The sequence below is a fragment of the Virgisporangium ochraceum genome (assembly GCF_016863655.1).
In the GTDB taxonomy this organism is placed as follows: Bacteria; Actinomycetota; Actinomycetes; order Mycobacteriales; family Micromonosporaceae; genus Virgisporangium; species Virgisporangium ochraceum.
Genome location: NZ_BOPH01000093.1, coordinates 46180 through 70087, shown reverse-complemented (window position 1 = coordinate 70087; position 23908 = coordinate 46180). Strand labels below are relative to the sequence as shown.

General features: G+C 73.2%; 22 protein-coding genes and 1 tRNA gene. 8 read left to right on the top strand and 15 right to left on the bottom strand.

The window, feature by feature from the left end; translation table 11 throughout:
- Positions 1-46 precede the first annotated feature (46 nt).
- Together Voc01_RS34235 and Voc01_RS34230 are read right to left on the bottom strand one after the other, a co-directional pair.
- Positions 47-3037: an AfsR/SARP family transcriptional regulator gene (locus tag Voc01_RS34235; protein ID WP_203931786.1), complete on the bottom strand. Its 2991-nt coding sequence runs from the start codon at positions 3035-3037 to the stop codon at positions 47-49.
- A gap of 58 nt (positions 3038-3095) precedes the next feature.
- Complete coding sequence (locus Voc01_RS34230; RefSeq protein ID WP_239160665.1) at positions 3096-4526, bottom strand: pyridoxal-dependent decarboxylase; 1431 nt, start codon at positions 4524-4526, stop codon at positions 3096-3098.
- 17 nt (positions 4527-4543) lie between these two features.
- On the opposite strand from Voc01_RS34230, the gene Voc01_RS34225 reads away from it, so the two are divergent.
- Positions 4544-5698 carry an MFS transporter gene (locus tag Voc01_RS34225; RefSeq protein ID WP_203931785.1) on the top strand — a complete coding sequence of 385 codons (1155 nt, stop codon included), beginning with the start codon at positions 4544-4546 and terminating at the stop codon, positions 5696-5698.
- Here the strand turns inward: Voc01_RS34225 and Voc01_RS34220 are convergent.
- A tRNA-Leu gene (locus Voc01_RS34220) sits at positions 5687-5760 on the bottom strand. The two genes, Voc01_RS34225 and Voc01_RS34220, sit on opposite strands and share 12 nt — an antisense overlap.
- A gap of 52 nt (positions 5761-5812) precedes the next feature.
- Positions 5813-6268 (bottom strand): MarR family winged helix-turn-helix transcriptional regulator, encoded by a 456-nt coding sequence (locus Voc01_RS34215; protein ID WP_239160664.1) that lies wholly within the window; start codon positions 6266-6268, stop codon positions 5813-5815.
- Between the two features lie 49 nt (positions 6269-6317).
- On the opposite strand from Voc01_RS34215, the gene Voc01_RS34210 reads away from it, so the two are divergent.
- From Voc01_RS34210 to hutH, 6 genes are read left to right on the top strand one after another with little or no spacing between them, the layout of a single operon-like run.
- Positions 6318-7133, top strand: a complete 816-nt coding sequence (locus Voc01_RS34210; protein WP_203931784.1) for an LLM class flavin-dependent oxidoreductase — start codon at positions 6318-6320, stop codon at positions 7131-7133.
- A 39-nt stretch (positions 7134-7172) separates the two neighbouring features.
- Positions 7173-8819, top strand: a complete 1647-nt coding sequence (gene hutU / locus Voc01_RS34205; RefSeq protein ID WP_203931783.1) for a urocanate hydratase — start codon at positions 7173-7175, stop codon at positions 8817-8819.
- Complete coding sequence (locus tag Voc01_RS34200; protein WP_203931782.1) at positions 8816-10042, top strand: allantoate amidohydrolase; 1227 nt, start codon at positions 8816-8818, stop codon at positions 10040-10042. Before hutU ends, Voc01_RS34200 begins: the two co-directional genes overlap by 4 nt.
- Positions 10039-11349, top strand: a complete 1311-nt coding sequence (locus Voc01_RS34195) for a formimidoylglutamate deiminase (RefSeq protein ID WP_203931781.1) — start codon at positions 10039-10041, stop codon at positions 11347-11349. The genes Voc01_RS34200 and Voc01_RS34195 overlap by 4 nt, the downstream gene beginning before the upstream one ends.
- Positions 11346-12500 (top strand): imidazolonepropionase, encoded by a 1155-nt coding sequence (gene hutI / locus Voc01_RS34190; protein WP_203931780.1) that lies wholly within the window; start codon positions 11346-11348, stop codon positions 12498-12500. Before Voc01_RS34195 ends, hutI begins: the two co-directional genes overlap by 4 nt.
- Complete coding sequence (gene hutH, locus Voc01_RS34185) at positions 12488-14029, top strand: histidine ammonia-lyase (RefSeq protein WP_203931779.1); 1542 nt, start codon at positions 12488-12490, stop codon at positions 14027-14029. Before hutI ends, hutH begins: the two co-directional genes overlap by 13 nt.
- Here the strand turns inward: hutH and rdgB are convergent.
- The 5 genes from rdgB to murI are packed head-to-tail and all read right to left on the bottom strand — an operon-like array spanning position 14022 to position 18146.
- The gene (gene rdgB / locus Voc01_RS34180) at positions 14022-14600 is read right to left on the bottom strand and encodes an RdgB/HAM1 family non-canonical purine NTP pyrophosphatase (RefSeq protein ID WP_203931778.1); all 579 of its coding nucleotides are present in this window, start codon (positions 14598-14600) and stop codon (positions 14022-14024) included. The two genes, hutH and rdgB, sit on opposite strands and share 8 nt — an antisense overlap.
- Positions 14597-15322, bottom strand: coding sequence for a ribonuclease PH (gene rph, locus Voc01_RS34175; RefSeq protein WP_203931777.1), 726 nt, complete (start codon positions 15320-15322; stop codon positions 14597-14599). The genes rdgB and rph overlap by 4 nt, the downstream gene beginning before the upstream one ends.
- A gap of 10 nt (positions 15323-15332) precedes the next feature.
- A complete protein-coding gene (locus Voc01_RS34170) occupies positions 15333-16493 on the bottom strand; it encodes a glycosyltransferase family 4 protein (RefSeq protein ID WP_203931776.1) in 1161 nt (386 codons plus the stop codon).
- A 59-nt stretch (positions 16494-16552) separates the two neighbouring features.
- On the bottom strand, positions 16553-17302 hold the full coding sequence (locus Voc01_RS34165) for an MBL fold metallo-hydrolase (RefSeq protein ID WP_203931775.1): 750 nt from the start codon (positions 17300-17302) through the stop codon (positions 16553-16555).
- A 31-nt stretch (positions 17303-17333) separates the two neighbouring features.
- A complete protein-coding gene (gene murI, locus Voc01_RS34160; protein ID WP_239160669.1) occupies positions 17334-18146 on the bottom strand; it encodes a glutamate racemase in 813 nt (270 codons plus the stop codon).
- A gap of 146 nt (positions 18147-18292) precedes the next feature.
- On the opposite strand from murI, the gene Voc01_RS34155 reads away from it, so the two are divergent.
- Entirely contained in the window at positions 18293-18847 is a 555-nt protein-coding gene (locus Voc01_RS34155) for a hypothetical protein (RefSeq protein ID WP_203931773.1), read from the top strand.
- Between the two features lie 830 nt (positions 18848-19677).
- On the opposite strand, the gene Voc01_RS34150 is transcribed toward Voc01_RS34155, so the two are convergent.
- From Voc01_RS34150 to Voc01_RS34125, 6 genes are read right to left on the bottom strand one after another with little or no spacing between them, the layout of a single operon-like run.
- A complete protein-coding gene (locus Voc01_RS34150) occupies positions 19678-20628 on the bottom strand; it encodes a PLP-dependent cysteine synthase family protein (RefSeq protein ID WP_203931772.1) in 951 nt (316 codons plus the stop codon).
- Between the two features lie 4 nt (positions 20629-20632).
- A complete protein-coding gene (locus Voc01_RS34145) occupies positions 20633-20944 on the bottom strand; it encodes a ubiquitin-like small modifier protein 1 (protein ID WP_203931771.1) in 312 nt (103 codons plus the stop codon).
- 53 nt (positions 20945-20997) lie between these two features.
- The gene (locus Voc01_RS34140; RefSeq protein ID WP_203931770.1) at positions 20998-21483 is read right to left on the bottom strand and encodes a M67 family metallopeptidase; all 486 of its coding nucleotides are present in this window, start codon (positions 21481-21483) and stop codon (positions 20998-21000) included.
- 32 nt (positions 21484-21515) lie between these two features.
- Positions 21516-22019, bottom strand: a complete 504-nt coding sequence (locus tag Voc01_RS34135) for a DUF2017 family protein (RefSeq protein ID WP_203931769.1) — start codon at positions 22017-22019, stop codon at positions 21516-21518.
- A gap of 13 nt (positions 22020-22032) precedes the next feature.
- On the bottom strand, positions 22033-22335 hold the full coding sequence (gene clpS, locus Voc01_RS34130) for an ATP-dependent Clp protease adapter ClpS (RefSeq protein WP_203931768.1): 303 nt from the start codon (positions 22333-22335) through the stop codon (positions 22033-22035).
- Between the two features lie 17 nt (positions 22336-22352).
- Positions 22353-23714 (bottom strand): hypothetical protein, encoded by a 1362-nt coding sequence (locus tag Voc01_RS34125; protein WP_203931767.1) that lies wholly within the window; start codon positions 23712-23714, stop codon positions 22353-22355.
- Positions 23715-23908 lie beyond the last annotated feature (194 nt).

The window sequence follows — 23908 nt, the reverse complement described above, 5'->3', positions numbered from 1 at the left end:
GTGCAAGATCGGCGCGCGTTTCGAGCGGCGCGGGCCGGGGAGCTGGCTAGACGGATGCCAGGAGGTCGTTCAGCTCGGCGGCCCGGCCCGTGTCGCCGATGCGCTCGAAGAGCTGCCGCGCCTCCTCGAACGCCTCGCGGGCGGCGACCGGGTCGACCTCGCTCAGCGCCGATCCCAGCGTGGTCAGCGCGGCGGCCTGGTACGACAGCCAGCCGCGGGTGCGCCACCGCGCCACCGACTCGCGCAGGTGCCGCACCGCGGCCGGGATGTCGCCCGCCACGAGGTCGATCTCGCCGAGCAGGCCCAGGGCGTCGGCGGTGTGGTGGGCCATCCGGTACTCGCGGGCCACGGCCAGCGCGGCGGTCACCGTGGGCCGAGCACGCACGTCACCCCGCCGCAGGTACAACCGACCGAGCGTGAGCATCGACAGCACCTCGGGGTAGCGGTCGCCGTACCGGCGCGACAGCGTGAGCGACTTGTTCAGCGACGCCTCGCTCTCCTCGTCCATGCCGATGCGTCCGTAGGCGATGCCCTGGAACTGCAGCACGGTGGCCTCGTAGCGCGGGTTGCCGTGCTGACGGGCGGCCGACAGCGCCCGGTCGAGGTGTGCCAGCGCCTCCTCGACCCGCAGGCTCTCGCCGAGCGCGACCGCGAGCGCGACGTGTGCCCGGGCCCGTCCGCCGGTGTGCCCGGCCTCCTCGGCCCAGCCGAGGGCGCGGCTGGCGTACTCGATCGCGGGCTCCCACCGGGCCTGCGCGGTCAGCGCCCACGCCTTCATCACCGCGGCGTCGGACATTCCGGCGCGCTCGTCCAGCCGGGTGAACATGTCGAGCAGGCGGGTCGCGTCGGCGAGCTGGCGGCGCATCGCGTCGGTGCCGCTGTCGGAGCCGGCCCACGTCGTCACGTCGATGAGGCCGCGCAGCATGACGGCCTCGCCGCGCAGGTTGCCGGCCCGCTGGCAGGCGGCCATCACGTGCCGGTTGAGCCGTTCCCAGTCGGCGTAGAGGCCGCGCAGGTCGGCGGCCGGTTCGAGGCACGCGGCCAGGTCGAACGCGAGCTCGTCGAGGCCTTCGGCGCAGGCCTGTACGACCACGGCTTCCAGGGAGGGGCGTTCGGCGTCGAACCACGCGGCCGGGTCGGTTGCCGCCAGGCCGTGTCGTTGAAGATCCATGGGACGGCGGTGAGCGGCGCCCGGGACGCGGGCGAAACAGATGCCCGGTACGACGGCGGCCATCCGTTCGGCGATCGCGAGGTAGGCGCCGAAGCCGTCGCGCAGCGCCCGCGCGGTGTCCTCCTCCCGGCTGCGGGCGTACAGCCGCACGAGGTCGTGGAACCGGTACCGCGCCTGGCCGAGGGCGTCGGTGCCGGCCACGGTCAGCAGCTGCGCGTCGACGAGCGCGTCGAGCTCCGCCGGCGCACCGTCGACGGCGTCGGCGAGCCAGGCGGGGAAGTCGGGGACGTCGAACCGGCCGAGCCGGCGGAACAGGCGCCGGGCGCCGGCGTCGAGGCCCTCGTAGCTGAGCGCGAGCGACGCGGACACCTCCAGGTCGCCGACGCTGAGCTGGTCGAGCCGGTGCCGCTCGCTGCGCAGCAGGCCGACGAGGTGCCGCAGCGGCAGGCCGCCCCGGGCGCCCAGGCGGGCGCCGGCGATGCGGATGGCCAGCGGGAGCCCGCCGCACAACCGGACGATCGCGGCGGCGTCGTCGGGCTGCTCGCTCACGCGACGGTCGCTGACGACGCGGTCGAGCAGCAGGGTCGCCTCGTCGGGTGCGAACACGGGCAGGTCGGTCCACCGCGCGCCTTCCAGGGCCGCGGGCCGCGACCGGCCGGTGACGACGACGGCGCACGTCGCCGCGCCGGGCAGCAGCGGGCGGACCTGCGCGGCGTCGGCGGCGTTGTCGAGAAGCACCAGCACCCGCCGGCCGGCGAGCAGCGTGCGGTACAGCTCGCCGCGTTCGACCACCGTGTCGGGCACCGCCCGGCTGTCGACCCCGAGCGCGCGCAGGAACCGTCCGAGCACCTCGGCCGGGTCGGACCGGCCGGCCTCGGCGCCGCGCAGGTTCACGTACAGCTGGCCGTCGGGGAACTCACCGGCGATCCGGTGGGCGACGTGCACGGCGAGCGTGGTCTTCCCGACGCCCGCCATCCCGGTGATGCCGGCGATCCGCAGGCCGCTGCCGCGACCGGTGAGGTGGGCCACGATGTCCGCGGTCTCGGCGGTCCGTCCGGTGAAGTCGGCGACGTCGGGTGGCAGCAGCGCCGGGACCGGGCGCGTGGGCGCCCCGCCGTCGGCCCGCACCTGCTCGGCCAGCTGCCGCAGCCGTGGGCCGGGCTCGGCGCCCACCTCGGCGGTGAGCGTGTCGCGCGCCCGTTCGTAGGCGGCCAGCGCCTCCGCGCGCCGACCGAGCCGGTGCAGCACCAGCAGGTACAGGTGCCACAGCCGTTCCCGGAGCGGGTGGTCGGCGGTCAGGCGGGCCAGCCGGTCGGCGAGCTCGGTGTGCTGGCCGAGGTGGAACCGGGCCTCCTCCCGGTCCTCCAGCGCGGTCAGCCGGGCCTCCTCCAGCCACGCCGCGTACGGCACCGCCCAGCCGGAGTCGGCGAGGTCGGCGAGCGCGCGTCCGCGCCACAGCCCGAGGGCGCGGCCCAGCACGTCGACGGCGTCGGCGTACCGGCCCTCGGCCGACGCCGCGCGTCCGTCGACGACGAGGGTGGCGAACAGGTCTGCGTCGCACTGTCCGGCCGGCAGGTCGAGCCGGTAGCCGGCGGTGGTGGTCGACAGCTCCGCCCCGCCGCCGGGTGCCGCGCGGGCCAGCACCTCGCGCAGCCCGCGGATGTAGGAGTGCAGGTTCGCCCGGGCCGACGGCGGCGGACGCTCGCCCCAGAGCGCGTCGATGATCCGGTCGGAGCTCACCGGCCGGCCGGCCCGGACGATCAGAAACGCGAGCAGGGCCCGAAGCTTCCGCCGCTTGAGGGGCAGGGCGCGACCCGTCGGGTCACGGACCTCGACATCCCCCAGAACCCGAAACGCCGGCTGCATAGCCTCACCACGGACTCAACCACCAAAGACCGGACAAGATAGACCGTAGTCCGTGTCATCAAACCTGTCGTGTCCCGGTGAGCTCGTCGGCGGTCGCGCGGATCAGGGCCCAGGTGGCGTCGATGTGCCCGGCGCGGGTGGCCGGGGCGCCGATGGCCAGGCGCAGCACGTACCGACCGGCCACCTTCGTGTGCGTGAGCAGGCACCGCCCGGTCGCGTTGATCGTGCGGAGAAGGGTCTCGTTGCGGTCGTCGCCGTCCTTGAGGCGGAAGCACACCAGCGCGAACGGGTGCGGCGCGACCAACTCGAACCGGTCGTCGGCGGTCACCGCGGCCGCGAACCGCTCGGCCAGGGCCACCCCGTCGCGGATGTGCTGCCGCAGCCCCTCGACGCCGTACCAGCGCATGACGAACCACAGCTTCAACGCCCGGAACCGCCGGCCGAGCGGGATCTGCCAGTCGCGGTAGTCGATCACCGCTCCGGAGCTCGTCGCGGCGTTGCTGAGGTACTCCGGCAGCACCGACAGGGCGCTCGTCAGCCCGGCGGGGTCGGCGACCCAGAGCGCGTCGCAGTCGAAGCCGGTCAGCAGCCACTTGTGCGGGTCGAAGCAGTACGAGTCGGCGAACTCCAGCCCGTCGTGGATCCAGCGGAGCTCCGGGCACACCGCGGCCGCGCCGGCGAACGCCGCGTCGACGTGCAGCCAGACGCCCAGGTCGCGGCAGATCGCGCCGACCTCGGGCAGCGGGTCGATCGCCGTGGTCGAGGTGGTGCCGACGGTCGCGACCACAAGCGCCGGCGTGACGCCGTCGGCGAGGTCCTTCGCGATCGCCTCGCGCAGCTTGTCCGGCCGCATCGCCAGTGTCTGCGGGTCGACCTCGACCACCCGCACGGCCCGGTCGCCGAGCCCCGCGACCCGGGCCGCCTTCTCGATCGACGAGTGCCCCTGCGACGAGGTGTAGACGGCCATCGGACGCACGCCCTCGGTGCGCCAGGTGCCGCCGCTGGCCCGGTGCAGCGCGGCCAGCACGGCGATCAGCGTGGCCGACGACGCCGAGTCCTGGATGACGCCCTTCCCGCCGCGGAACTGCGCCGGCAGGTCGAGCAGGTCGGCCAGCCAGTCGAGCATCACCGTCTCGACCTCGGTGCAGGCCGGCCCGGTCGCCCACATCATTCCCTGGGTGCCGAGGCCGGCGCTGATCAGGTCGCCGAGGACGCTCGGGCCGGACGTGTTGGCCGGGAAGTACGCGAAGTGCCCGGGGTGCTGCCAGTGGGTGGTGCCGGGCACCACGAGGTCGTCGAGGTCGGTGAAGACGCCGTCGAGCCGGTCACCGGTGCCGGGCGGCCCGGCGGGCAGCCGCGCGGCGGTCTCTCCGGGACCCGCGGTCGCGGTGACGGGCAGGTCGGGGAGGCGCTCCCAGTAGCGGGCCACCCACTCGACGGCGGCGTGGCCGAACTCGCGGAACTCGTCGGCGGTCATATGCGCGTTCACCCGACGACCATAGAGCCGTGACCCCCACGACGACGCCGATCCTCGGCCGCCGGACACTGCTGCTGCTCACCGCCACGTTCGGCGGGCTGAGCAGCTTCTACCTGCTGCTGTCGGTGGTGCCGCTGTACCTCGCCGACGCCGGCAGCGGCACCGCCGGCGTGGGCCTGGCGACCGGCGTGATGATGCTCGCCACGGTGCTGCTCGAACTGGTCGTGACGCGGCTGCTCGACCGGATCGGCTACCGGGCGGCGCTCGGGCTGGGCCTGCTGCTGTTCGGCGCTCCGGTGCTGGCGCTCCTGGCGTCGTCGGCGACGTGGCTGGTGCTGGTGGTCAGCGCCGTGCGCGGCGTCGGCCTCGGGCTGGTCGTGGTCGTCGGCAGCGCGCTCGTCGCCGGGCTCGCCCCGCCGGGACGCCGCAGCGAGGCGCTGGCCCTGTACGGGGTCGTGGCGGGGATCCCGGCCGTGATCGGGGTGCCGGCCGGCATCTGGCTCAGCGAGCGGATCGGCTTCGCGCCGGTGTTCGTGCTGGCCGCGGTGGTGGCGCTGCTTCCGCTGCCGGCGGCGATGGCCCTGCCACCCGTCGTGCCCGCTTCCGATGCGGCCGCACCCGGCTCGTTGCTCGGCGCGATGCGCGACGGCGGCTTCGCGCGACCCGCGCTGATCTTCGCCGCGGTGACCCTGGGCGCCGGGGTGTACGCCACGTTCCTGCCGCTCGCCGTGCCGGCCGACGCCCGCGAGGTGGCGGCCGTCGCGCTGCTCGCGCAGGCCGTGGCGATGTCGGTCGCCCGGCTGGCCGCGGGCCGGTTCGGCGACCGCCACGGCTCGGGGCGGCTGCTGGTCCCGGCGGTTCTGGCCGCGGTGACCGGCGGCGCGCTCGTCACCTGGACCGCGAGCCCGACCGCGACGGTGGCCGGCATGATCCTCTTCGGCGCGGGGTTCGGCGCCACGCAGAACGTGACCCTGGCGCTGATGATGGACCGCTCCCACCCCGGGGAGTACGGCCGGACCAGCGCGCTGTGGAACCTCGCCTACGACGGCGGCTTCGGCGTGGGCGCCGTCGGGATCGGCCTGCTCATCGGGCCCGTCGGCTACGTGACCGGGTTCGCGATCACCGCCGCGGTGCTGGTGGCGGCGCTCGTACCCGCGTGGGTGGACCGGAGGTGGGGCCGGTGAGAGTCGAACTCACACTGTCACGGACCTAAACCGTGTGCCTCCTGCCGTTGGGCTACGGCCCCGTTCCGCAAACCATACTCAACCCGACCCCGGGCGCAGAAACCCGCCGGCCGGTCAGGGGTCGGCGCGCAGCCGGGCCACGACACGCTCGGTGAGCTCCGCCAGCGTCGCCAGCTCGTCGTCGGTGAGCAGGTCGATGAAGTGCTCCCGCACCGAACCGACGTGCTTCGGCGCGGCCGCCCCGATCGCGGCCCGCCCGGCCGGTGCCAGGCAGACCAGCGACCCACGGCCGTCGTCGGGGCACGGCTGCCGGGTGACCAGGCCGCGCTGCTCCATGCGGGCGATGTGGTGCGAGAGCCGGCTGTTCTGCCAGAGCATGTGCGCGGCCAGCTCGGTGAGCCGCATCCGGTTGCCCTCGGTCTCCCCCAGCGTCGACAGGACGTCGTAGTCGGGTTCGGACAGGCCGCTGTCGCGGGCAAGGTCGCGGGCCAGCCGCAGGTCGAGCAGGCCGCGCATGCGGCGGTAGCCGCGCCAGGCGCGGGCTTCGGCGGGGGTCAGCCAGCGGGTCACCGTCCCAGCTTAGTTGACACGTCACCAAGGCGCACTCTAGCTTGGTGACATGTCACCTATCTCGTTCGGCCTCGACCTGCCGGCGTCACTGACACCGGAAGGGCCGGTGGCGCTGGCCCGCGCGGCCGAGGACCTCGGGTTCGACTTCGTGTCGGCCTCGGACCATCCGGCCGGCACCGACCCGTCCTACGAGACCTGGACCATGCTCGCGTTCGTGGCCGCCGGAACCGGCCGCATCGGCATCGCGACCCGGGTGCTCGGCGTCCCCTACCGCCCGCCGGCGATGGTCGCGAAGATGGCCGAGACCCTCGACCGCCTCTCCGGCGGCCGGCTCGTGCTCGGCCTGGGCGGCGGCGCTTCCGACGACGAGTTCCGCCAGCTCGGCCTCCACGTGCCGACGCCACGGGAGAAGGTCGTCGGGCTGGAGGAGGCCGTCGCGGTGATCCGCGGGCTCTGGTCACAGAAGGACTTCACCTACACCGGCACGCTGTTCCGCACCGAGAACGCCACCGTGGAGCCGAAACCGGAGCGGCGCATCCCCATCTGGTTCGGCACGTTCGGTCCGCGGGCGCTGGAGCTGACGGGCCGCGTCGCCGACGGGTGGATCCCGTCGCTCGGGTACGCGCCCGCCGAGGAGCTGCCGCGCATGCGCCGGAGAGTGCTCGACGCGGCCGAGCGGGCCGGGCGGGACCCGTCCACGATCACCACCGCCCTCAACCTGGACCTCGACGACGGCCTCGACCGGCTCGAAGACCTGATCGCGCAGGGCTTCACCACGCTGAACTTCAAGGTGGCACCGGGACCCGACCGGGCCGAGCGGATCGAGCGTCTGGCCACGGAGGTGCTGCCACCGCTCCGCGGCTGACGTACGGTGCCTGAGAACAACGACGTTCGAGGAGCCGCCGTGCCGACCATCCGTGCCCCTCGGGGTAGCACGCTCTCTGCCCGTGGCTGGCCGCAGGAGGCCGCGCTGCGGATGCTGCGGAACAACCTCGACCCCGAGGTCGCGGAGCGCCCCGACGACCTCGTCGTCTACGGCGGCACGGGGAAGGCCGCGCGCGACTGGCCGTCGTTCCACGCGCTCGTCCGGACGCTGGAGACCCTCGACGACGACGAGACGATGCTCGTCGCCTCGGGCCGGCCGGTCGGCGTGATGCGCACGCACGAGTGGGCGCCGCGGGTGCTGATCGCGAACTCCAACCTCGTCGGCGACTGGGCCACGTGGCCGGAGTTCCGCCGGCTGGAGGCCCTCGGGCTCACCATGTACGGGCAGATGACCGCCGGCTCCTGGATCTACATCGGCACCCAGGGCATCCTGCAGGGCACGTACGAGACGTTCGCGGCGGTGGCCGAGAAGCGGTTCGGCGGCAGCCTCGCCGGCACCCTCACGATCACCGCGGGCTGCGGCGGCATGGGCGGCGCGCAGCCGCTGGCGGTCACGATGAACGGCGGCGCCTGCCTGATCATCGACATCGACCCGAAGCGTCTGCGGAGGAGGGTCGACACCCGGTACCTCGACCTCGTCGCGCCGTCGCTCGACGAGGCGCTGCGCCTGGTGCTGGAGGCGAAGCGCGACCGGAAGGCGCTGTCGGTCGGCGTGGTCGGCAACGCGGCCACCCTGCTGCCCGACCTGCTGGCGCGCGGCGTGCCGGCCGACATCGTCACCGACCAGACGAGCGCACACGACCCGCTGTCCTACGTTCCCGACGGCATCGACCCCGACGACGCTCCCGACTACGCCGCGAAGAAGCCCGAGGAGTTCACCGACCGGGCCCGCGTCGCGATGGCGCGCCACGTCGAGGCCATGGTGGGCTTCCTGGACGCGGGCGCGGAGGTCTTCGACTACGGCAACTCCATCCGCGGCGAGGCGAAGCTCGGCGGCTACGAGCGCGCGTTCGCGTTCCCCGGGTTCGTACCGGCGTACATCCGGCCGCTGTTCTGCGAGGGCAAGGGCCCGTTCCGGTGGGTGGCGCTGAGCGGCGACCCGGCCGACATCGCGGTCACGGACCGGGCGGTGCTCGACCTGTTCGGCGACAACGAGCCGCTCGCCCGGTGGATCCGCATGGCCGGTGAACGCGTCGCGTTCCAGGGGCTCCCGGCGCGCATCTGCTGGCTCGGGCACGGCGAACGGCACCGCGCCGGGCTGGCTTTCAACGAACTGGTCGCAAGCGGTGCGGTGAAGGCGCCGATCGTGATCGGGCGCGATCATCTCGATTGCGGCTCGGTGGCGTCGCCGTACCGGGAGACTGAGGCGATGCGGGACGGTTCCGACGCGATCGCCGACTGGCCGTTGCTCAACGCCATGGTGAACACGGCGTCCGGCGCGTCGTGGGTGTCGATCCACCACGGTGGGGGCGTCGGCATGGGCCGGTCGATCCACGCGGGTCAGGTGACGGTCGCCGACGGCACGCCGCTGGCGGCGCGGAAGATCGAGCGGGTGCTGACGAACGACCCGGAGATGGGCGTGATCCGGCACGTCGACGCGGGCTACGACCTCGCCGCCGACGTGGCCCACGACCACGGGGTGCGCGTGCCCATGGCCGAGTCATGACCCCCGACCGGTTCGCCGCGCTGTGGCGGTCGTTGGAGCCCATCGGGCGCGACCCGGGCAGCGGCGGGTACCTGCGCTACTCCTGGTCGCGGTCCGATCTCGCCGCCCGCGAGTGGTTCGTGGAGGAGGCGCTCGACCGCGACCTCGAGGTCGAGACCGACGGCAACGGCAACCTGTGGGCCTGGTGGGGCGACCCGGAGGGCGGCGACGCCGTCGTCACCGGCAGCCACCTCGACTCCGTGCCGCACGGCGGCGCGTACGACGGTCCGCTCGGGGTGGTGAGCGGGCTGCTCGCGATCGACCTGCTGCGCGAGCGCGGGCACGGCGAGCCACGCCGGCCGATCGCCGTCGCCGTGTTCACCGAGGAGGAGGGCGGCCGGTTCGGCGTCCCGTGCCTGGGTTCGCGGCTGCTCACCGGGTCGCTCGACCCGGCGAAGGCGCTGCGGCTGCGCGACCGCGACGGCGTGACGCTGGCCGACGCGATGACCGCCGCCGACGTCGACCCGTCGCGGCTCGGTGCCGATCCCGCGCGCCTGCAACGGATCGGCGCGTTCGTGGAACTGCACGTCGAGCAGGGACGCGCGCTGGTCGACCTCGACCGGCCCGTCGGGGTCGCCAGCGCGATCTGGCCGCACGGGCGGTGGCGGTTCACGCTCACCGGCGAGGGCAACCACGCCGGCACCACCGCGATGGCCGACCGCCACGACCCTATGCTCACGTTCGCCTACCTCGTGCTCGCGGCCAACAAGGAGGCCAGGCTCGCCGACGCGCTGGCGACGGTCGGTCGGGTCGCCGCGCGGCCGGGCGCCACCAACGCGATCGCCGCCGAGGTCACCGCGTGGCTCGACGCCCGCGCGCCGGAACAGTCCACACTCGACGGTCTGGTCGCCGCCGTGGTGCAGCGGGTCTCGGAACGTGCCGCCCGCGACGGCACCAAGGTCTCGTGGACCGCGGAGTCGCTGACCCCGGTGGTCGACTTCGACGGCGGCCTGCGCGACCGGCTGGCCGTGCTGCTGGGCCCGGCCGGCAGCCCGGCGCCGGTGCTGCCGACCGGCGCCGGCCACGACGCCGGCGTGCTGGCCGCGCACGTGCCCACCGCGATGCTGTTCGTGCGCAACCCGTCGGGGGTGTCGCACGCGCCGGCCGAGTGGGCGTCCGATGTGGACTGTGCCGCGGGCGTCGACGCGCTCACCGCCGCGCTCGCGGACCTCGCGTTCCGGTGAGTGAGCTCTACTGGTGCGAGTTCGCCTGGATCGACGACCGGGTGCGGGCCGACGTGCTGCTCACCGTGGACGCCGGTCGGTTCACCGACGTCCTGCTCGACGCCGCTCCCGACGGTGTACTCCTGCCCGGGCTCACGTTTCCCGGGCTGGCGAACGCGCACTCGCACGCGTTCCACCGGGCGCTGCGCGGGCGCAACGGCCACGCACCGGGCTCGTTCTGGACCTGGCGCGACGCGATGTACGGCGTGGCCGCCGCTCTCGACCCGGAGTCGTACCTCGGGTTGGCGCGGGCCGTCTACGCGGAGATGGCGCTGGCCGGGGTGACGTGCGTGGGCGAGTTCCACTACCTGCACCACGGGCCCGGCGGCACGCCGTACGACGACCCGAACGCGATGGGCGCCGCGCTGATGACGGCCGCCGCCGAGGCGGGCATCCGGATCACGCTGCTCGACACGTGCTACCTGACGTCCACAGTGGACGGCCGACCGCTGGAGGGTCCGCAGTTGCGGTTCGGTGACGGGTCCGCCGAGGCCTGGGCGTCGCGGATGGCGGACCTCCGGCCCGGGCCGGGTGCGCTCGTCGGTGCGGCCGTGCACAGCGTGCGGGCCGTGCCCGCCGCGGCGCTGCCCGTGGTGGTCGCCGGCGCGGCCGGCGCGCCGCTGCACGCGCACCTGTCGGAGCAGCCGGCCGAGAACGAGGCGTCGCTGGTCCACTATGGACGGACACCGACCGCGGTGCTGGCGGACGCCGGTGTGCTCGGCCCGACCACGACGGCGGTGCACGCCACCCACCTCACCGACGCCGACCGGGCCGCGCTCGGCGGGAGCGGCACCGCGGTGTGCCTGTGCCCCACCACCGAACGCGACCTCGCCGACGGTCTCGGCCCGGCCGGCGACCTGGCCGACGCCGGGAGCCCGCTGTGCCTCGGGTCCGACTCGCACGCGGTGATCGACCTGTTCGAGGAGGCGCGCGGGATGGAACTGCACGAGCGGCTGCGCACCCGGGAACGCGGGGTGTTCCCACCGGCGGCGCTGGTGCGCGCGCTGGGCCCGGCCGGTCACGCGGCGCTCGGCTGGGCCGACGCGGGCACGATCGCGGTCGGCGCGCGGGCCGACCTGGTGACCGTCGCGCTCGACACGGTGCGTACCAGCGGATGCCGGCCGGCCGAGGCGGTGTTCGCGGCGACCGCCGCCGACGTGCGGCAGGTGATGGTCGACGGGCGGTTCGTCGTGCGCGACGGTGACCATGTGCTCGTGCCCGACGTCGCCCGCTCGCTGCGCGACGCGATCACGGCGGTGCTGCCGTGACCGCGATGGCGGTGACGGGCATCGGCCAGTTGACCACCCACGACCCCGCCCTGGGCACGCTCCTCGACGCCGCGCTGGTGCTCGACGGCGGCCGCGTCGCGTGGGTCGGTGCCGCGTCCGGCGCGCCGGCCGCCGACCGCGTGCTCGACGTGGACGGCGGGGCGGTGGTGCCCGGGTTCGTCGACCCGCACGCGCACCTGGTGTTCGCCGGCGACCGGTCGGCCGAGTTCGCCGCGCGGATGGCCGGCGAGCCGTACACCGGCGGCGGCATCCGCACCACGGTCGCGGCGACGCGGGCGGCCGGCGACGGGCTCCTGCGGGTCACCGTGCGGCGGCTCGTCGACGAGGCGCTGCGGCAGGGCACCACGACCATCGAGATCAAGTCCGGGTACGGGCTGACGGTGGAGGACGAGGAGCGCTCGCTGCGGGTGGCCCGCGAGTTCACCGACGAGACCACGTTCCTCGGCGCGCACGTCGTTCCCGCGGGCGCCGACGCCGACGACTACACGGCGCTGGTGTGCGGACCGATGCTGGCCGCCGCCGCGCCGCACGCCCGGTGGGTGGACGTGTTCTGCGAGCGCGGCGCCTTCTCCGGCGACCAGTCCGAGGCCGTGCTGCGGGCGGGCATCGCCGCCGGGCTCGGTGCCCGGATCCACGCCAACCAGCTCGGCCCCGGCCCCGGCGTGCGGCTCGCGGTCGAGCTGGGCGCGGCCAGCGCCGACCACTGCACGCACCTGTCCGACGCCGACGTCGACGCGCTGTCCTCGTCGGACACCGTCGCCACACTGCTGCCCGGCGCCGAGTTCGCCACCCGCTCCCCCTACCCCGACGCCCGCGCGCTCCTGGACGCCGGCGCGACGGTCGCCCTCGCGACCGACTGCAACCCGGGCTCGTCGTACACGTCGTCGATGCCGTTCTGCGTGGCGCTCGCCGTGCGGGAGATGCGCATGACGCCGGCGGAGGCGCTGTGGTCGGCGACCGCCGGCGGCGCGAAAGCGTTGCGGCGCGACGATGTCGGCCACCTCGGCGTCGGCGCGCGGGCCGACCTGGTGGTGCTCGACGCGCCGTCGGCGGTGTACCTGGCCTACCGCCCCGGTGTCCCGCTCGTGCGGGCGGTCGTACGGAACGGAGAACTGGCATGGCAACGGTGACGGTCACCGCAACCGGCGTCACGGCGGCGGAGGTCGTCACCGTCGCGCGCACCCCGGCGCCGGTGACGCTCGGCGCCGACGCGCTCGCGGCGATGGAGCGCAGCCGGTCGATCGTCGACGACATCGAGCGGGCCGGCCGGCCTGTCTACGGCGTGTCGACCGGCTTCGGCGCGCTGGCGCAGACGTCGATCGCGCCGGCCCGCCGGGTGGAGCTTCAGCACGCGCTGATCCGGTCGCACGCCGCGGGGCTGGGCGCGCCGATGCCCGCCGAGGTGGTGCGGGCGATGATGCTGCTCCGGGTGCGGTCGCTGGCGTTGGGGCACTCCGGTGTGCGTCCCGTCGTGGCTTCCGCACTGGTGGACCTGTTGAACGCCGGCATCGTGCCGTGGGTGCCGGAACACGGCTCGCTGGGCGCGTCAGGAGACCTGGCGCCGTTGGCGCACTGCGCGCTGGCGCTGACCGGCGAGGGCTGGGTGCTCGGCTCCTCGGGTGAACGGCTGCCGGCCCTCGACGCGTTGCGTACCGCGGGACTGGAACCGCTGACGCTCGCCGCCAAGGAGGGCCTCGCGCTCATCAACGGCACCGACGGCATGCTCGGCATGCTGCTGCTGGCCGCCTCCGACGCGCGTCACCTGTTCACGATGGCCGACGTGACGTGCGCGCTGGCGATCGAGGCGATGCTCGGCTCGGACCGGCCGTTCCAGCCGGAGCTGCACGCGATCCGGCCGCATCCGGGCCAGGCCGCGTCGGCGGCGAACATCCACCGGCTGCTGCAGAACTCCGAGGTGATGGCCTCGCACCGCGACGACTTCGAGCACGCCGTGCAGGACGCGTACGCGATGCGCTGCGCGCCCCAGGTGGCCGGCGCCGCCCGCGACACGCTCGCGTTCGTCGACCAGGTGGCTCTTCGCGAGCTGGCGTCCATTGTGGACAATCCGGTGGTGCTTCCCGACGGGCGGGTCGAGAGCACCGGCAACTTCCACGGCGCGCCGCTGGGCTTCGCGGCCGACTTCCTGGCGATCGCCGCGTCGGAGGTCGGCTCGATCTCCGAGCGCCGCGTCGACCGTCTCCTCGACGTGACCCGCAACCGCGACCTGCCCGCGTTCCTCTCCCCCGACCCCGGCGTCAACTCCGGCCTGATGATCGCCCAGTACACGGCCGCCGGCATCGTCGCCGAGAACCGGCGGCTGGCCGCGCCCGCGTCGGTCGACTCGCTGCCCACGTCGGGTATGCAGGAGGACCACGTGTCGATGGGCTGGGCCGCGACGGTGAAGCTGCGCCGGGTGGTCGACAACCTGCGCAGCCTCCTGGCGGTGGAGCTTCTGTCGGCGGTGCGCGGGCTGCAGTTGCGGCGGCCGCTCACCCCGTCGCCGGCGGGGCAGGCCGCGCTCGCGGTCGTCGGCAAGATGGCCGGCGAACCGGGGCCCGACGTGTTCCTCGCACCGGTGGTCGAGGCCTGCCGCGACCTGATCGCCGGCCCGGACCTGCGGGCCGCGGTCGAAGAAGCCGCCGGCGGACCGCTCAGCTAGGCAGCTGGGCGGCCAGATCGCGGAAGGCCCTGCCACGGTGGGAGATCGCGTCCTTCTCCTCCGGCGTCAGTTCGGCGTTCGTCCGCGTCTGGCCGTCGGCGAGGAAGATCGGGTCGTAGCCGAAGCCGCCGTCGCCTTTCGGCGTGCGGACCAGGCGGCCACGCTGCTCGCCGTGCGTGACCAGCTCCCGGCCGTCGGGCAGCACCAGCACGGCGGCGCAGACGAACGCGGCGCCGAGGTGCTCCTCCGGAACGTCGCCGACCTGGGCCAGCAGGAGCTCCAGGTTGGCCCGGTCGTCGCCGTGCTTCCCGGACCACCGCGCGCTGAACACGCCCGGCATGCCGTTGAGGGCGTCGACCGCGATGCCGGAGTCGTCGGCGATCGTCGGCAGGCCGGTGTGCTTCACGCCCTCGCGGGCCTTCAGCAACGCGTTGTCGGCGAACGTGAGCCCGGTCTCCGGAACCTCCACATAGGACGGAACGTCGTCGAGGCCGACGACCTCCACGGTGGTGAGGATCCGCTGGAGTTCGACCAGCTTCTTCCTGTTGCGGGTTGCCAGGAGGTATTTCACGCGACGGCCTTCCGCTGGAGCTCGGTGAGCTCCAGGCAGCCGGCGATGCCGAGGTCGAGCAGCGCGTTCAGCTCGTCGCGGCTGAACACACCCTGCTCCCCCGTGCCCTGCACCTCGACGAAGTCGCCGGCGCCGGTGCAGACGATGTTCATGTCGACGTCGGCGACGACGTCCTCCTCGTAGCAGAGGTCAAGGCGCGGCTCGCCGCCGATGATGCCGACGCTCACCGCCGCGACCGAGCGCTTGAGCACGTCGTCGGGCGAACCGGCGAGCTTGCGGCGACCGGCCAGCCAGTGGACCGCGTCGTGCAGGGCCACGTACGCACCGGTGATCGCCGCCGTGCGGGTGCCGCCGTCGGCCTGCAGCACGTCGCAGTCGATCACGATGGAGTTCTCGCCGAGGAGCTTCAGGTCGGCCGTGGCGCGCAGCGCGCGTCCAATGAGCCTGGAGATCTCGTGGGTACGGCCGCCCACCTTTCCGCGGACACTCTCCCGGTCGTTGCGGGTGTTCGTCGACCGGGGCAGCATCGCGTACTCGGCCGTCAGCCAGCCCAGCCCCGACCCCTTGCGCCACCGCGGCACCCCTTCGGTGACGCTGGCGGTGCACAGCACCCGGGTCTGCCCGAACTCGACCAGCACCGACCCTTCCGGATGAACGGTCCAGCCGCGGTTGAGGGTCACCGGGCGGAGCTGGTCGGGGGCGCGGTCATCGGGACGAGACATGCGTCCCACCCTAGGCGGCCTCGCCGTGCAACGAGACGCGGGGCGGCACCGGCAGGATCCCGCTGTGAACAGCCACGTAGTGCCCGATCAGCTCGTCTCCGACCGCCGCCCACGTGCGGGACCCGACCTCCGCGCGGCCGGCGGCACCGAACTCCCTGCGCAGCTCCGGGTCCTCGACGAGCTTCGACACCGCGGCACCCAGGGCCTCCGCGTCGAACGGAGGTACCAGGAATCCGGTTCTGTCGTGGGTCACCAGATCGACGGGACCACCCGCCGCCGGCGCGACCACCGGAAGCCCCGACGCCATCGCCTCCTGGATGGTCTGGCCGAACGTCTCGAACGGCCCGGCGTGGGCGAAGACGTCGAAGCTGGCGTACAGCCGGGCGAGCTGGCCGCCCCTGCGGGCGCCGAGGAACACCGCGCCCGGCAGCGCGCGGCGCAACGGCTCCTCCGCCGGGCCGGAGCCGACGACGACGAAGCGCACGCCCTTCTGCCTCGCGATGGGAGCCAGCAGGTCGATCCGCTTCTCCGCGGCGAGCCGGCCCACGTAGCCGACAATCACCTCACCGTTCGGGGCGAGGGCCGTCCGGAGGGCGGCACTGCGGTGGGACGGGTCGAAGCGGGCCGCGTCGACGCCGCGCCGCCACAGCCACACCCGCCTGATTCCGTTTGCCAGCAGGGCGGTCGCCGCGGCCGTCGACGGCGCCAACGTGCGGCCGGCGCCGTTGTGGATCTGGCGCAGCCAGCGCCACGCCGTACTCTCGCCCCAGCCGAAGTACCGGTACAGGCGGGCGTAGGCGGCCACATCGGTCTGGTAGACCGCCACCGACGGCAACCCGAGCCGGGCGGTGACCCGCGCACCGGTGCCGCCCAGGAAGAACGGGCTCGCCAGGTGCACGATGTCGGTGCGGTGTTCCCGTAGGGCGGCCGCGATGCGGCGACTGGGCAGCCCGAGCCGGAAGTTCGGGTACCCCGGCATCGGCACCGACGGCACCCGCACCACCGGGTACGGCAGCCGGCCGGTGACGTCACGGCACCCGGCCGACGGCGCGGGGGCGACGACGAGCGGCTCGTGGCCGCGGGCACGCAGGTGATCGGCCACCCGGACCACGGAGTTCGCGACCCCGTTGACGTCGGGTGGGAACGACTCGGTCACGATGGCGACGCGCATGAGTTCACCATCGGGGTCGCGGGTTAACCGGGGATCGACGCGCAGCCACACGTCGGCGGCTAGATGATGTAGCGCGTTCCCGGCCGCACGATGTCGATCGGGCCGCTGTAGGCGCTCGCCGCGGCGTCCTGGGTCATGAACTCGCTGCCCCACGCCGCCACCATGTGGGTGAGCAGCAGCCGACCGACGCCGGCCTTGCTCGCGTGCTCGCCCGCCTCGCGGCCGGTGAGGTGCAGGTCGGGCGGGTTGTCCATGTCGTCGAGGTAGCTGGCCTCGCACAGGAACGCGTCGGCGTTGAGCGCGAGCCGGATCAGCGCGTCGCACGGCGCCGAGTCGGACGAGTACGCCAGCGACCGCCCGTCGTGCTCGATGCGCAGCCCGAACGTGTCGATCGGATGGTTGACCTTCTCGGCGTGCACGGTGAACGGCCCGATCTGGGTCGTGCCGGCGGTGAGGTCGTGGAACTCGTACACGTCGTCGAGCTTCTCGGTGTCGTTGCCGGCGTAGGCCAGGGCGAGCCGCTGCTCGGCACCGGCCGGCGCGTAGAGCGGGATCTGCGGCAGCGGCCCGTCGGGCGAGTACCGCCGCGCCACCACGTAGGAGCAGGCGTCGAACATGTGGTCGGGGTGCAGGTGCGTCAGCACGATCGCGTCGATCGAGTACAGGCCGGCGAACCGCTGCACCGCCGTCATCGATCCCGTTCCGAAGTCGACAAGCATCCGGAACCCGTCGGCGTCGACCAGGTAGCACGAACATCCGGAGTCCGGCCCTGGGAAGCTGCCCGCGCAGCCCAGCACGGTGAGCCTCACGACATCCCGCTCTTCGCGCTCACAACCACTCCTAGATCGCCCCAACCCCGGCGGACCTCGCCAGGGAGCCCACGTTAGCCGCCACCGGGCCGAGGAACCGGGAGGCGAGCCGCGCGAACGGCTCCACGTCACCCGTAGCCAGGAAGCGGTGCTGCACCGTCGCCCCTTCCGGGCGTAGCATGTCGCGCTCGACGAGCACCCGGTACACGTCGCGCGCGGTTTCGTCGGCGCTGGACACCAGCGTCACCTCGTCGCCCATCGCCAGCCCGAGCATGCCGGCGAGCAGCGGATAGTGGGTGCAGCCCAGCACCAGCGTGTCGACCTCGGCGCGCTGCAACGGCTCCAGGTACGACTGGGCCAGGCCCAGCAGCGCCCGCCCCGACGTGATGCCCCGCTCGACGAACTCGACGAACTGCGGGCACGCGGCGCTCGTCACCTTCACGTGGGGTGCGGCCGCGAACGCGTCCTCGTACGCCCGGCTGGTGATCGTCGCCTGGGTGCCGATGACGCCGATACGCCCGTTGCGGGTGGCCGCGACCGCCCTGCGGACCGCCGGCCGGATGACCTCGACCACCGGGATCGGGTACCGCTCACGCGCGTCGTGCAGGCACGCCGCCGCGGCGCTGTTGCACGCGATGACCAGCAGCTTCACGCCCTCCTCGACCAGATGGTCGAGGCAGTCGAGAGCGTAGCGCCGCACGTCGGCGATCGGTTTCGGGCCGTACGGGACGTGCTTCGTGTCGCCGACGTAGATGACCTGCTCGCCCGGCAGCTGATCGAGGATGGCGCGGGCCACGGTCAGCCCGCCGACGCCGGAGTCGAAGATCCCGATCGGCGCGTCCATCACGTCGCGCAGCCTACGCCGTGAATCCGGCTGTGAAGGGTCGCTCTCAGCAGGTAAGTCACCAAATCGACATGGTTGGCGTGGATCAGTCACCCATGGTCGCCTCGGCCGTTGCTCTGGGTGAGGCACCACCGAGGAGACATGAGATGCGGACCGACACCCGCGACCGCCAGCAGGACGTGCACGACCGGTTCCGGGCCCGGTTGCAGGCCCGGTTGCAGAGCCCGCTCCAGGACCGGCTGCGCGCCGAGGCCCACGCCCGCATCCAGGAACGGCTGCGGTTCGCCGGCCAGACGCTGCACGCCGCGAACCAGTCGTGGCAGCAGACGCGTCCCGGCATGCTCGTCCAGCAGTACCGGGACAGCGAGTTCCACGACCGCACGAAGCATGCGGTCCGCGTGCGGTTCCGCCTTCCCCTGGACGGCGACCCGGCGCCCGACAGCCGGCGGCTCGCCCTGGTGGCCGGATGGGCGGGCGTGCTCGGGATGGCCGGGGTGATGGTCGCGCTGCCGGTGCTGGTCGATCTGTTCCGGCCGGGGTTGAGCTGGTACTTCCCGGTGATGCTGCTGATCGGTCTCGTGGGCGTGGGCGCGACGGCGGGGGCGTTCGCGAGCATCCACCGCCGACGGGCCCCCTGGATCGGCCTGTGGATCGGCACGGCGGCTCTGGCCCTGGCCGTGGTGCTGACCGCGACCCGCTGATCCCGGGCACGGCAGCCATCCCGGGCATGGCATGGACCCGGGCGCGACGGCCCGGGCACGACGGGCCCGGGAATGACGGGCCCGAGCACGACGGGCCCGAGCACGACGGGCCCGGGCACGACGGGCCTGGGGTGCGATGGGGCGTGGGCGAGCGGCTGGCGCATCGTCCTGGTGGCGCCGACGCCTCGGCTTTCAGATAAACGACGCTCTATCCAGTGCGCTCCCACGCCGAAAAGCCGCACTGGATAGAGCGTCGTTTATCAAAGGACCGCCTCGCGCACGGCGCAGCCGCACGGGCCCACCCCCACGAGCCCAGCCGAACGAGCCCAGCCGCACCAGCCCAGCCGCTGTCGGTCCGACCTGCTCGACTCCGATTGATCGTGGAGTCGGCTACCCCGCGCTCCGAACGGAGGGAGCCGGCCCCGTCTAAGAGGGTTCAAGGTCGCTGTTTGAAGGCCTGTTTGAGATTCTGGGCGGCGGCGGTGTGCGCATGCGGCTATCGCGCAGCGTTACCCCCGGTGCTCGCCGCAGCCGGTTCGCCGGAACATCGGCGTCCGGTTCGGTCGGATTCAACGACCTGATACTCCGGGATGATCAACTTCTCTGGAAGAAAAGTGCAGCGTGACTTCACGTTCGTTCCAGAGAAGTTGATCACCGATGCCGTGTCGCCCGGACGATGCCACCGTGAGTAACCCTTCCCGGCCCGACTCCGGCGATCGTCCCAGATCCCAAACTGGCTCTGAGGAAGAGGACCGCGACGGGCGACCGGCACACCCGACCGTCGTAGTGCACGCGAACAAGCGACCCAGGACACCGGGTACGAGCGGAGCTCAGGCCCAGAGCTGACCCTCCAGAGCCTGCTCGGCGTCGGCGAGGGTGCTGCCGTAGGCGCCGGTCGACAGGTACTTCCAGCCGCCGTCGGCCACGAGGAACGCCACGTCGGCCGGCCGGCCGGCCTTGACCGCCTCGTGGGCCACGGCCAGCGCCGCGTGCAGGACGGCGCCGGTGGAGAACCCGGCGAACAGGCCCTCCACCTCGATCAGCTGGCGGGTACGGAGCACCGCGTCGCGGGTGCCGACCGAGAAGCGCCGCGTGAGCACCGAGCCGTCGTACAGCTCGGGTACGTAGCCCTCGTCGAGGTTGCGCAGACCGTAGACCAGCTCGCCGTAGCGCGGCTCGGCGGCCACGATCTGCACGTCGTCGACCTTCTCGCGCAGGTAGCGGCCGACACCCATCAGGGTGCCGGTGGTGCCGAGGCCGGCCACGAAGTGCGTGATCGTGGGCAGGTCACGCAGGATCTCCGGACCGGTTCCCTCGTAGTGGGCACGGGCGTTGGCCGCGTTGCCGTACTGGTACATCATCACCCAGTCGGGATGCTCGGCCGCGATCTCCTTCGCCACCGCGACGGCCCGGTTCGAGCCGCCCTCGGCGGGCGAGAAGATGATCTCCGCTCCGTACATGCGCAGCAGTTGCACGCGCTCGGACGACACGTTCTCCGGCATGACGCACACGACCCGGTAGCCGCGCAGCTTGGCCACCATCGCCAGTCCGATACCGGTGTTGCCGCTGGTCGGCTCGAGGATGGTGTCGCCCGGCTTGAGCCGGCCCTCCTCCTCGGCGGCCCGCACCATGTGCAGAGCCACCCGGTCCTTCACGCTGCCGGTGGGGTTGCGATCCTCCAGCTTGGCCCACAGCCGCACCTCGGGTGACGGCGACAACCGGGGCAACCCCACCAGCGGCGTGTTGCCGCACGCGTCGAGCAGCGAGTCGTAGCGCGTCACGCCGTTACCCCCTGAGGGCGTGCGCGGCCGCGAACGCGAACGCGCCACCGGCGACGGCCGGCAGGATGGTGACCTCGTCACCGCTCTTCAGCTTGGCGTCGAGCCCACCCTGGAACCGCACGTCTTCGTCGTTGACGTAGATGTTGACGAACCGGTGCAGCGCGCCCTCGTCGGTGATGAGGCGGCCACGGATGCCCGGGTACTGGGCGTCGAGGTCGGTGAGCAGGTCGGCGAGGGTGTCGCCGGAGCCCTGCACGGCCTTCGAGCCGCCGGTGTAGGAGCGCAGGATGGTGGGAACGCGGACGTCGATAGACATTTCTCTTCAGAGCCTTTCGGAAACGACGACAACTGGAAACGGGTGAGCGACAGCTAGGCCGGACACTCGTAGTCGACAGTTGTCGGGCTCTGCCCGAACAGATACTTCTGGACCGCGTGCGGGTCGACCGAGGCGTTGAGCACCCGCACGGGCTCCTCGGTGATCGCGCCGTCGACGATGGAGTACGACCGCACCTCGGTGACCTCCGGGTCACGCGTGGAGACCAGGAGGTAGTGGGCGTTCGGCTCGCCGGCGTAGGAGACGTCGGTGCGGGACGGGTAGGCCTCGGTGGCCGTGTGCGAGTGGTAGATCACCACCGGCTCCTCGTCGCGGTCGTCCATCTCACGCCAGACCTTGAGCTGCTCCATCGAGTCGAACCGGTAGAACGTGCTCGACCGCTCGACGTTCTCCATCTCGATCAGCCGCTCCGGCACGTCGGTACCGAGCTTGCCGGCCACGACACCGCACGCCTCGTCGGGATGGTCCCGACGCGCGTGGGCCACGATCGCCTTGAGGATCGTGAGGTCGATGGTCAGCACGCCGTTCAGATTACCCTGCGGGCGGGCCGGATCTAATAACCGGCCAGCGCCTCGACCAGTGATGCTTGCAGCAGTGTGAGGAAGGCGTACACGGATAACTGCTGCACACGGGGCGAAGTCGGATCGGCCAGGACCGCCTCGTCGATCTCCGCCTCGAGATCTGTGTCGTCGCGCACATCGATCCGCATCCCGAGCGCCAGGCGGGCGTCGGTGAGCGCCCGCAGCCACGTCTCGGCCTGCTCCTCGTCGAGGTGCACCGTGCCGCCTCCGCGCGGCAACGCGCCGACCACCGTGCCGGCCTGCTCCAGCTTGGCCGCCTTCAGGTCGTCGTCGGTGTAGCGGTGCAGGTCGGTGGAGATCTCCCGGTCGTCGGGGTAGTGGTCGGGGAACAGCCGCGCGACCACCGGGTCGGCCCGGTCGAGGTCGTCGTCGGCGACCAGCTCCATGACCTGGCTCAGTACGTCGCGCAGCACGTCGGACTCGACCGCGTCGAGGGTGGCGACGCAGCCCGACCCGCGCCGGTAGAACATGCTCATCAGGCTCGAGTCTTCAAGAGCGCGACACCGTCGCCCAGAGCCCGTAGGCGTGCAGCCGCGACGCGTCGTGCTCCATGCGCTCGCGGGCGCCGCTCGACACGATCGCGCGGCCCTTGTGGTGCACGTCGAGCATCAGCTTCTCGGCCTTCTCCTTGCTGTAGCCGAAGAGCTTCTGGAACACCCAGGTGACGTAGTTCATCAGGTTCACCGGGTCGTTGTGCACGATCGTCATCCACGGCCGGTCGGCGTCAGGAACCCCGTCGGCATCGAGGTCGACGTCGGGCGTCTCGACCGGACTGGTCAGCGGTGCGGCCATGGCCTCCACCTTAACGCTCAGGCGAGCAGGACCCCGTGATCCACCGCGTCGCCGGCGAGCGCGCCGACCGCCTCGGCGAGCGCGGCGAACCGGTCCTCGATCGCCACACCGACCGCGTCGCGCACCGACCCGGCCGCGTGGTACAGCCACTCCCGGGCGGCCGCCGGGTCGGGCACGCCCCGGTAGTGCCAGCTGAGGTGGCAGTTGCCGGAGACGGCCAGGCTGACCTGTGGGAGCAGGCTCGGCGAGAACAGCCCCGTCGCCGACACGGCGTCGGCGGCACCGGACACCGCCGCCACGCCGGCCGTCGCCGTGACCAGCAGCGTGCGGTCGTCGGGCTCGACCCGCCGCCACAGCGCCGTGGTGACCCGCACCAGGTCGGACTCGCGCAACCGGCCCTCGACGACCGTCGAGAACACGGCAGCCACGAGGTCGCGGGCCGCCATGTCGAGGCAGGCCGAGGCGCGCAGGGACAGCGCGTGCAGCTCGGTGTCGAACGTGTCGGGCAGCCGCAGCGGGTCGACGGCGCAGCGCTCGACCAGCGCGTCGAGGTCGTCGGCGAACAGGTCCCTGACCGCCGTGCGGTGCTCGCTCAGCCGCTCGGCCAGCACCTGCCGCCAGGCGACGTCGTCGCCCGAGACCCTGCTGGATGCGCTCGCCTCCGCTCGCGCGGGCTCCGCGGCCCACGAGGCGTCGCCTTCCCTCGTCCCTGCGCTCCTCAGTCCAGACGACGCCGGCCGCTGAGCGGGGATGGCCGGGCGGGCCAGCCACTGCGGCGACCGCAGGTCGGCGGCGACGGCGGCAGCGTCGTCGACGTGGTACCAGGTGGCCGTCGCCAGCGCCGGGACCTGCGCCTCGACGGCGGCCCGGTCGGCGGGACCCGCGTCGCGGGTGGCCACCAGCACGACCCGGCCGGCCACCGCGGCCAGCGCCGCCAGCTCGGACCTGCGCTCCCCCACCAGCGGCTCGCCCGCGTCGAGGAGGTAGACCAGACCGTCGGCGCAGCGCACGGCGTCGGCGAGGACGGTGGTGCGGGCCGGACCGGGCGTGCCCGCCGGCGCCACGATGAGGTGCACGTACTCGAGGGTCGGCGCGGGCACCGACAGCGCGACCCGGCGCGGCGGCCGGGTGAGCGGACCGGTGCCGGCCGCGATGTCGCGGGGCTCGCGGTGACCGGGGATGAACGCCCGCGCACCGGCCGGCCCGTGCCGGAAGACCACGTACGCCGCCGGCGCGCTCTCGGGCACCGCGGCGCCGAGCAGGCCGGCCGCGTACTCGTGCTGGCCGGTGCCGGCGAACACCACCGTGGGACGCACCGGCGGCGGCTCGACGGCACTGCCGGCGCGTGCCGGCGCGGGGCGGTTGAGGGGGAGGTTCATCGGAGCACCCGTCGGACCGTCCTCACCGTCGGCGTCACCGGCGGAGCCGTCACCACCCGGCGGGGCAGGCACCGACTTTCCCGACAGCACGACCGGGGCCATAGCCACGCCTCCCGACGGCACATTGATGTTCAACGATGAAAACCGCAATTTGCAACCGCTGCTCGGCCCGCTCATTAGTACCATGCCGCGAG